Source organism: Pararobbsia silviterrae (genome assembly GCF_003628125.1).
Lineage (GTDB): Bacteria > Pseudomonadota > Gammaproteobacteria > Burkholderiales > Burkholderiaceae > Pararobbsia > Pararobbsia silviterrae.
Map to the genome: position 1 here is coordinate 333529 of NZ_RBZU01000007.1, position 9561 is coordinate 343089.

Sequence of the window (9561 nt, forward strand, 5' to 3'; positions counted from 1 at the left end):
CCGAAATGGAAACCGCAACAGGGCGTTAACCCTCGCCTTGGCCTAGCCGTTTTGCTGATCGGTCCGACGCAACGCGTCGGCAACCCCCTACCGGGCGACGGTCAAGCGCTCTATAGTCCGTATATCGAGACCCGTGCGGCGCCACGGCGCATGCCGATGCCGCGTCGCCGGCACCGACGCGACGCAATACGTCGCGCCGTCGGGATCATCCGGATCAGCGGCATTCGCGATTTCGATCGGATCCGGCGGCGCAAGACGGCATGGTCGTTATCTGAAGGGCATCAAGGAACGCAGCAATGGCAAGAATCATCGGTGGGATCGGCACCTCGCACGTGCCGACGATTGGCTTGGCGTACGACAAGGGAAGGCAAACGGATCCGGCCTGGAAGCCGCTGTTCGACGGGTACAAGCCGGTCGCGGAGTGGCTGGCTCAGAAAAAGCCCGACGTATTGCTGATGTTCTACAACGACCATGCGAACAGCTTCTTCTTCGACTGCTATCCGACCTTCGCGCTCGGCGTGAGCCCCACGCACGAATTCGCCGACGAAGGCGCAGGCCCGCGCCCGCTGCCGTCGATCGCGGGCCACCCGGGACTCGCGACGCATCTCGTCGATAGCCTCGTCAACGAGGAGTTCGACCTCACGGTGTTTCAGGAGCGTCCGCTCGATCACGGCATCAACTCGCCGCTCGGGCTCATGTGGCCGCATGAAGGCGGCTGGCCCGGCGCGCTCGTCCCGTTCGAGATCAACGTGCTCCAGTACCCGCTGCCGACCGCGCGCCGCTGCCTCAAGCTCGGCCACGCGATTCGCCGCGCAATCGAAAGCTACCCCGAGGATCTGAGCGTCGTCGTCGTCGGCACGGGCGGCCTCTCGCACCAGGTGCACGGCGAGCGTTCGGGCTTCAACGATGAGGACTGGGACATGACGTTCCTCGATCTCATCGTCAACGATCCCGACAAGCTGGCCGACATGAAGCACGCCGACTACGTCCGGCGCGGCGGCGCCGAAGGCGTCGAAGTCATCATGTGGCTCGCGATGCGCGGCGCGCTCGGCGACAAGATTCAAGAGAAGCACCGGAATTACTACCTCGCGACAAGCACCGCGATGGGTGTCACGATCTACGAGACGGTCGACTCGACGCAGGAATCGGCCATCGCCACACCGGAGCACGCAGCATGAACCCGCAACTTGAGGGCATCGAGGATCTGACGGGCACCTACCCGTTCGACGTGGCCCAAAGCATCAAATGTATCCGGATCAATCGCTTTTTCTGGCGCATGCGCGAAAAGGCATGGCGTGACCTGTTCACGACGAACCGTCAGGCCGCCTACGACGAAGCCAAGCTGACCGACGTCGAGCGCGATCTCGTCGACCGCGTGGACTGGCTCGGATTGATTCAATACGGCGTGTGCTTCTTCGTGCTCGAAAAGTACGCGCGCATCGTCGGCATCACGAATCTGGGCATGTATGCCTCGATGCGCGGCGAAACGCTCGAAGCGTTTCTGAAAACGCGCCGGGTTCCCGCCGCGGCCTGACGGCCGAACCGGACCCGATCCGCTTCGACGCGGCCCGCCGTCACGCGGCGCCGCCCACCGATCCGCCCGACCCGCCTCACCCGCGGGCACGAATCCGGCATAGACCGGCACGTGTCCGCGCGTGCGTGCGCGTGCGCGTATCGCAAAAACGAAGTGAACACGACGCGGACACGGAAGCGCCATGCATCCGTGTCCGCGTCCGACACGCTTCACGACGCAGGACGCCCGGCATCCGGGCTGCAGACAGGCTTCAGGAGACAACCATGACTTCCCCGTCCATCAACATCAAGTCGTATATCGACGAGCGCCCGGTCTCGGGCTATCAATGGCTCGTCCTCGTGCTGTGCTTCTTTATCGTGATGCTCGACGGCATCGACACGGCGATCATGGGTTTCGTCGCGCCGACGCTCATGCATGAATGGCAGATCAGCCGCGCCGCGTTCGGCCCCGTCATGAGCGCGGCGATGTTCGGCCTCGCGGTCGGCGCGCTCGTCGCGGGCCCGTATGCGGACAAGATCGGCCGCAAGCGCGTGCTGATCGGCTCGGTGTTCCTGTTCGGCGTGTTCAGCATCGGCTGCTCGTTCGCGCAGAGCCCGACGCAACTCATGGTGCTGCGCTTTCTGACGGGCCTCGGCCTCGGCGCCGCAATGCCGAACTCGACGACGCTGCTTTCGGAATACATTCCGACGCGCGTGCGCTCGCTGCTCGTGACGATCATGTTCACGGGCTTCAATCTGGGTTCGGGTCTCTCGGGCTTTATCGCGTCGATGATCATCACCTCGCACGGCTGGCGCGGCGTGCTGTTCGTCGGCGGCATCCTGCCGTTGATCGGCGTGCCGCTGCTGATCTGGCTGCTGCCCGAGTCGGCGCGCTTCCTCGTCGCGCGCCGCCGCCCGGCCGAGCAGGTCTCGAAGCTGTTGAACCGCGTCTGCGCGAGCACGTTCGGCAGCGACACGACGTTCACGACGACCGAACCCGACACGGGCCGCAAAGCACCCGTGCGCGTGTTGTTCAGCGACGGGTATGCATTCGGTACGTTGATGCTCTGGGTCACGTATTTCATGGGCCTGCTGATCATCTATCTGCTGACGGGCTGGCTGCCGACGCTGATCAAGGATGCGGGCTATCCGATCGAAAAGGCCGCCTCGATCACGGCGATGTTCCAGATCGGCGGCACGGTCGGCGCGATTCTCGTCGGCTTCGCGATGGACCGCATGGATCGCAACGCCGTCATCGGCATCGCCTATCTGCTCGGCGGCATCTTCATCTTCGCGCTCGGCGCGGGCACGCTGAGTTCGGACTGGCTGCCTCTGCTCGTGACGACCGCGGGTTTCTTCATGAGCGGCGCGCAAACAGGCCTCAACGCGCTCGCGCCGACCTACTACCCGACGGGCGCGCGCGCGACCGGCGTGAGCTGGATGCTCGGCATCGGCCGTTGCGGCGGCATCGTCGGTTCGCTGTTCGGCGGCGTGCTGCTGTCGATGGGCTTTCCGTTCAGCGTCGTGTTCTCGATTCTCGCGGTGCCGGCCGTGCTCGCCGCGGCCGCAATCGTGCTGAACCGGTTTGCCGTGCGTTTCATCCGGTATGAAGTGAACTTCTGAGGCGGCGGGCCGATGCGCGTACGCGCATCGCGAACCGGTCCCGAGCGGCGGCCGGCGCCCCTTGAAATCGGCCCATCGCGCGGCGCGCGACGGGCCGATTTCGCTTGACCGGTCGAGCGCGCGCCGCATCGGGTCGTCCCTACCGGTCAGTCGTCAGACAACCACTATAATGACGCCCATCGCACCGACGACCGGTACGACCTCTGACAGGAGCCTTTCCGATGCCTGCGACACCGCCCTCCGGACCCACGACGGGCCGCGCGCGCAATCTCGCGCAAACCGTCGTCGCCTACGTGAAGGAACAGGTAGCGGCCAATAAGCTCGCGCCCGGCGACAAGCTGCCGACCGAGTCCGAGCTCATGCGCGAGCTCGGCGTGAGCCGCACGGTCGTCCGCGAAGGCATCTCGCGGCTCCAGGCGGGCGAAGTCATCGAAACGCGGCATGGCATCGGCAGCTTCGTGCTCGAACCGCGCCGCGAGCGGCTCGATGTCGAGATGGTGCCCGCGACGACAGTCGAGGACCTGCTCGCGATTCTCGAACTCCGGATCAGCCTGGAAACCGAAAGCGCGGGGCTGGCCGCGCAGCGCGCCCAGCCGAAGGACATCACGCGGATCCGCGCGGCGCTCAACGCAATCGAGACCGCGTCGCGCAACGGCGGCGACAGCGCCGCGGCCGATCTCGAGTTTCATGTGTCGATCGCGCGCGCGACGGGCAATCGGTATTTCGTCGACATCCTCACGCAGATGGGCAGCGCGCTGATTCCGCGTAACCGGATCGATTCGGCGGGCATCGCGAAGTCGGATCCGAAAGTCTATGTCGCGCTCGTCAATCAGGAGCATGAAAGCATTCTCGACGCGATCGCGCGCAACGAGGCCGATGCCGCGCGCGCGGCGATGCGCATGCACCTGTCGAACAGCCGCGAGCGCCTGCGCAAGGCCGCCGATCGCGCAAAAACGGTCAAGCGCTGACGCATGAACGCGCATTTCGCCTATAGCGTGCTCGATCTCGTCGGCACGTTCGTGTTCGCGATCAGCGGCGCGGTCGCCGCGCGTCAGCGCCGGCTCGATCTGTTCGGCATTCTGTCGGTCACCTTCATGGTCGCGTGCGGCGGCGGCATCGTCCGCGACGTCTGCATCGGCGCCGTTCCGCCCGTGGGTCTCTCGGACTGGCGCTATCTCGGCGTTTCGGTCGTCGCGTCGCTGATCACGATCGGCGCATATCCGCGCGTGCGCCGCATGCGCTCGCCCGTGCTCGTGTTCGATGCGATCGGACTGGGTCTCTTCGCGGTCGCGGGCGCGCAGAAATCGTTGATCTACGGGAACAGCGCCGAACTCGCGATCCTGCTCGGCATGGTCAGCGCGGTCGGCGGCGGGGTCATGCGCGACGTGTTGCTCTCGCGGATCCCCGCGATCCTCCAGCGCGAGATCTATGCGTCGGCCGCGCTGCTCGGCGCGGCGATTCTCGTCGGCGCGCAACGCGCGGGGATCGACGGCCCGTGGACGCCGTGGGTCGCGACGATCGCCTGCGTCGGCGTGCGGCTGCTCTCGTTGCGGCATGGATGGAAGCTGCCCGTCTATGTGAACAAACATCCGACGAACTCGGGCAACTAGGATCGCCGCGTCGCGCGCGCGGCGCGGCCGATTCCTGAACAGGCGCCTCAGACCTTGATCACGCCGCGCTCGACCTGGTCGCGCTCGATCGACTCGAACAGTGCGCGGAAATTGCCTTCGCCGAAGCCCTCGTCGCCCTTGCGCTGAATGAATTCGAAGAACACGGGACCGAGGACGGTTTTCGAAAAGATCTGCAGCAGCAGCCGCGGCGCACCGTTTTCGACGGTGCCGTCGAGCAGGATGCCGCGCGCCTGGAGGTCGGCGACGCGTTGTCCGTGGCCCGGCACGCGCGTATCGAGCGCCGCGTAGTAGTACGCGTTCGGCGCGGCCATCAGCGGCACGCCCGCCGCGCGCAAGCGATCGATGACGTCGATCAAGTCATCGGACAACAGCGCGATGTGCTGAATGCCCTCGCCGTTGAACGCCATCAGGAATTCTTCGATCTGTCCGCCGCCGCGCGTCGATTCCTCATTGAGCGGAATGCGGATGCGGCCGTCGGGTGCGGTCATCGCGCGCGAGGTCAGCCCCGTGTACTCGCCTGAAATATCGAAGTATCGGATTTCACGGAAATTGAAGAGCTTCTCGTAGAACCTCGCCCAATGCGTCATACGGCCGCGATAGACGTTGTGCGTCAGATGATCGATGACGCGCAGTCCATGGCCGACCGGATGACGGTCGACGCCGTCGAGATAATTGAAGTCGATGTCGTAGATCGATTTGCCGTCTTCGAAGCGATCGATCAGATAGATCGGCGCGCCGCCGATGCCCTTGATCGCGGGCAGTTTGAGCTCCATCGGCCCTGTCGGGATATCGATCGGCTCGGCGCCGAGCATCAGGGCGCGGCCATAGGCGGCATGCGAATCCTTGACGCGGAACGCCATGCCGCACGCGCTCGGACCGTGCTCGGCCGCGAAATAGGCGGCGCGGCCATGGGGTTCGCGGTCGATGACGAAATTGACTTCGCCCTGGCGATACAACAGGACGTCTTTGGAACGATGTCGCGCGACGAGCGTAAAGCCCATGCTTTCGAACAGCGGTTCGAGCACGTTCGGCTCGGGCGACGCGAATTCGACGAATTCGAATCCGCAGAGTTGCATCGGGTTGTCGAACAGATCCGCCATGGTGCGTGTCTCGCGCGAGGGGGGAAGCGCCGCAAGGATGTGTATCCGCGCGGCGCGGGGTATGAGCGCAAGTCTAGAGACAATGTCGGGAAAAATGATTTCGTTCTAGGCCTGAAAAACACCGGCAAACGCGTCGAATTTTCTCCTATGCGACGATCCGACGCCGATCCTTGCTCGCGACCGGGTCGATGCGCGTGCACGAGCGCCGTCGTCGTTCGCATCGTAGGCGACACGCGCACCGTTGGAACACCGCACGCCACGCGAGCGTTCACGTGCCGGCCCACGGCAATCCACAGCGGTCTACAGCGAGTCGGCGTATTGCATGATCCCGTTGCCGAACGACCAGTCCTCGCGCTCGACGCTCACGAGATTGATCCAGATATCCTCTTTTCGCAGGCCGGTCTTCTGATGAATGTTCTCGGCGACGAGCCGATAAAACGCCTTCTTGACGTCGACCGTGCGGCCTCGGCTCCAGGTCACTTGGATGAATATGATGTCGGGCGTGTAGGTCACGCCCATATAGCCCGCCGCCGGGTAGACGAGTTCGTCGCGGCGATGGCGCGTAATGATGTGGTATCGGTCGTTCTCGGGCACGTTCGCGACTTCACGCATCGCGTCATAGATCACGTCGCTGATCGTTTGCACCGTCTGCGGCGCGATCGTGTCGCTGAGGTCGATTCGAACTAAAGGCATGCCGTATGCTCCTTGCTCCGTGGTGAGGCGAGTCGCCCTGGCCAAGCATCCGCCAAGTCATTCCAACCCGCGAGTCCGCCAAGGATACGCCGCGTTTTGATGCGATGTCGCGAGACCGCACGCGCATTGCGCGTTCTTGCTATGCTCGCGGCGCGTATCGCTGCAGATACCGCATCCTGATCGACGCGCCGCGACGTTTGACCGGCGCGTCGTCGAATATCGACGATCGACCGTGACACATAAGGAGATTCACGATGGCCAAGGGCTATTGGGTGGTGACGTACCGCAAGATCAATGCGCCGGACAAACTCGCCGAGTACGCGAAGCTCGCGGGCCCCGTGATCCGCGAGGCCGGCGGCACGTTCATCGTGCGCGGGCTGCCGTCGACGACGTATGAATTCGGCGTGACCGAACGCGTCGTCATCGCCGAATTCGACAGCGTCGAACTCGCGGTCGCCGCCTATGAAAGCCCCGCGTACAAGGAAGCGCTGCGGGTCTTCGACGGCGCGGCCGACCGCGACTTCCGGATCGTCGGCGGAGCCGACTGAGTCCCGACGCGCGAGACGGATGCGACCGCTCAGGCTTGCGCCGAGTCTTCGGTCACCTTCGCGATGCCGCCGCGCTCCCGCAATCCGACTTCATTGAGCTGATGCAATGAACGAAAGCGCGACGGCGGCATACCCTTCGCCGCCAGGAATTGCCGATTGAAATTCGACAGGTTATTGAAACCGACGCGATAACAGATATCGGTGATGCTCAGATTCGAGCACATGAGCGACTCGCACGCCTCGTTGATCCGCAACCGCTGCAGGAATTGCGTGAACGTGCAGCCCGTCTGCTTGCGGAAAAATCGCGTGAACGTGCTGACGCTCATGCCCGCGAGTTCGGCGACATCGCTCTCGCGCACGGCGCCCGACACATGCTGCTGGATGTAGGTGAGCACCTGATTGATCGTCGAGGTCGTATGGGGCTGCGCCGAGACGTCGTAGACCGGGCCCGCGAGCAATCTGCGCTCCGTGCACGCGATGAGCCGCTCGAACAGCGCCATCAGCAGAACGACGCGGCGCGGGCCTTGCGCGGTCGCGAGTTCGATCATCATCGGCATGAGTTCGATACCGAGCGCATCGGGAAACTGAACGCCGCGCGAAGCGTCGTCGAGCAGACCGAGCAGGGGCTGGAGTTCGGAAAACGCGAACACCATCCGCTCGGCCGTTTCGCGCGTAAATTGCAGCACGCAGTCACGGGACGGGACCACGACCGCACTGCCCGCACTTGCATCTGCACTTGCATCTGCACTTGCAATCGAGCCTATCCGCGGCTTCGTATCTGCATCCGCCGCCACGCCCACCCCCGAGCTCGCGTCGGCATCGCCGTCGCAAATCCAGTTATGCGGCAGATTCGGTCCCGTGATGACGAGATTGCCTGGCGCGAAATCGCCAATGTAGTCGCCGACGAAGCACTTGCCCGTCGACGCGCGAATCACGTGCACCTCGTATTCGGGGTGGAAATGCCATTTCGCGACCGTATGCGGATAGTCGTGCATCCATGCGCGAAACGACTCGTCCTTGCGCGTTTGTACGAGTTCGAGGTCCGGGTTCATACCCTGTCTCCTGCATGACCCGGCAGCGAACCCGTCCGATGCGCGGCTCAGTCTCAGTCAACTTCCATTTCGATCTGGATCTTGACGTCCTGAGGCCGCGCGGCTGCCGCTTCCTCGAATGCCTTGATGCCGTCGGCGAACGAAAACTTGCGCGAGATAAACGGCTTGACGTCGATCATGCCCGAACTGATCAGCGCGAGCGCGCGCGGGAAGATATTCGCATATCGGAAGACCGATTCGAAGCGGACTTCCTTCGCCTGCATCGAGACGACGTCGAGCGCAACGGGCTCGGGCGGCATGCCGACGAGCACCGCGCAGCCGCCCGGACACACGAGATCGAGCAGATTCTCATAGGCTTTCGCGCTGCCCGACGCTTCGAACACGACGTCCGCGCCCCAGCCGTCCGTCACCTGCTTGACGACGTCGACAAGCGATTGCTCGCGCACGGCCACGGTCGTGACCGCGGGGTTGTTCGCGAACAAGGCGAGCTTCTCCTTGACGACGTCCGCCAGAATCACGCGCGACGCACCGCCGGCGAGCGCCGCAAGCGCCGTCATGGCGCCGATCGTGCCGGCTCCGATCACGACCGCCACGTCGCCGGGTTTCATGGCCGCTTTTTTCGCGGCCTGCAAACCGATCGACAGGGGCTCGACAATCGCGCCTTCGGCGAACGACACATTGTCGGGCAGGCGAAACGTGAAGGCGGCCGGATGCACGACATACGGCGTGAGGCAACCGTGGATCGGCGGCGTCGCCCAGAAACGCACGGCCGGATCGAGATTGTAAAGGCCGCGCATCGTCGCGGGCGAGTCGAACTGCGGAATGCCGGGCTCCATGCAGACGCGATCGCCCACGCGCAGATGCGTGACTTCATTGCCGATTTCAACGACCGTGCCCGATGCCTCGTGGCCGAGCACCATCGGCTCCTCGACCTTGAACGGCCCGATGCGTCCGTGCTGGTAATAGTGGACGTCGCTGCCGCAGACGCCGACGGTATGGATCTTGATCTTGACTTCGCGCGGCCCCACCGCAAGCGGCAGTTCGATATCGCGCAATGCGAGGCGATGGGCCTCTTCGAGGACGAGTGCTTTCACCGGAGTCTCCTTGTTCGGCCTTCGCGGCCTTTTACTCGACGATACGGCAATGTAGCGCCCGGACGGAGCGGCCCACAACGTCAAAATCCGCGAATCGACTGATACTTTTTGCTCGTTTTTATGGAGCCGCTGTGCGAAATGCGCAAAATGGAACCGATTCCACTCCGGCGAAAGCTTAAGGGCCTGGGGCCTGGGGCCTGGGGCCTGGGGCTTGGGGCTTGGGGCTTGGGGCTTGGGGCTTGGGGCTTGGGGCTTGGGGCTTGGGGCTTGGGGCTTGGGGCTTGGGGCTTGGGGCTTGGGGCTCGGGG

General features: G+C 64.1%; 10 protein-coding genes. 6 read left to right on the forward strand and 4 right to left on the reverse strand.

The window, feature by feature from the left end:
- Positions 1 to 296 precede the first annotated feature (296 nt).
- From D7S86_RS17360 to D7S86_RS17380, 5 genes are all read left to right on the forward strand, one after another.
- Entirely contained in the window at positions 297 to 1178 is an 882-nt protein-coding gene (locus tag D7S86_RS17360) for a gallate dioxygenase (RefSeq protein WP_121088098.1), read from the forward strand.
- The gene (locus tag D7S86_RS17365) at positions 1175 to 1534 is read left to right on the forward strand and encodes a protocatechuate 3,4-dioxygenase (protein ID WP_121088099.1); all 360 of its coding nucleotides are present in this window, start codon (positions 1175 to 1177) and stop codon (positions 1532 to 1534) included. The genes D7S86_RS17360 and D7S86_RS17365 overlap by 4 nt, the downstream gene beginning before the upstream one ends.
- Before the next feature lie 263 nt (positions 1535 to 1797).
- A complete protein-coding gene (locus tag D7S86_RS17370) occupies positions 1798 to 3135 on the forward strand; it encodes an MFS transporter (protein ID WP_121088100.1) in 1338 nt (445 codons plus the stop codon).
- 221 nt (positions 3136 to 3356) lie between these two features.
- Positions 3357 to 4103, forward strand: coding sequence for a FadR/GntR family transcriptional regulator (locus D7S86_RS17375; protein WP_121088101.1), 747 nt, complete (start codon positions 3357 to 3359; stop codon positions 4101 to 4103).
- A gap of 3 nt (positions 4104 to 4106) precedes the next feature.
- Positions 4107 to 4745: a trimeric intracellular cation channel family protein gene (locus D7S86_RS17380; RefSeq protein ID WP_121088102.1), complete on the forward strand. Its 639-nt coding sequence runs from the start codon at positions 4107 to 4109 to the stop codon at positions 4743 to 4745.
- A gap of 47 nt (positions 4746 to 4792) precedes the next feature.
- On the opposite strand, the gene hppD is transcribed toward D7S86_RS17380, so the two are convergent.
- Complete coding sequence (hppD, locus tag D7S86_RS17385) at positions 4793 to 5866, reverse strand: 4-hydroxyphenylpyruvate dioxygenase (protein WP_121088103.1); 1074 nt, start codon at positions 5864 to 5866, stop codon at positions 4793 to 4795.
- Between the two features lie 300 nt (positions 5867 to 6166).
- Positions 6167 to 6559 (reverse strand): tautomerase family protein, encoded by a 393-nt coding sequence (locus tag D7S86_RS17390; protein WP_121088104.1) that lies wholly within the window; start codon positions 6557 to 6559, stop codon positions 6167 to 6169.
- Positions 6560 to 6813: 254 nt separating this feature from the next.
- On the opposite strand from D7S86_RS17390, the gene D7S86_RS17395 reads away from it, so the two are divergent.
- The gene (locus tag D7S86_RS17395; protein WP_121088105.1) at positions 6814 to 7107 is read left to right on the forward strand and encodes a DUF1330 domain-containing protein; all 294 of its coding nucleotides are present in this window, start codon (positions 6814 to 6816) and stop codon (positions 7105 to 7107) included.
- Positions 7108 to 7136: 29 nt separating this feature from the next.
- Here D7S86_RS17395 and D7S86_RS17400 read toward each other — a convergent pair whose 3' ends face one another.
- Together D7S86_RS17400 and D7S86_RS17405 are read right to left on the reverse strand one after the other, a co-directional pair.
- A complete protein-coding gene (locus tag D7S86_RS17400) occupies positions 7137 to 8159 on the reverse strand; it encodes an AraC family transcriptional regulator (RefSeq protein WP_121088106.1) in 1023 nt (340 codons plus the stop codon).
- 53 nt (positions 8160 to 8212) lie between these two features.
- Positions 8213 to 9253 (reverse strand): NAD(P)-dependent alcohol dehydrogenase, encoded by a 1041-nt coding sequence (locus D7S86_RS17405; protein WP_121088107.1) that lies wholly within the window; start codon positions 9251 to 9253, stop codon positions 8213 to 8215.
- Positions 9254 to 9561: the final 308 nt, after the last annotated feature.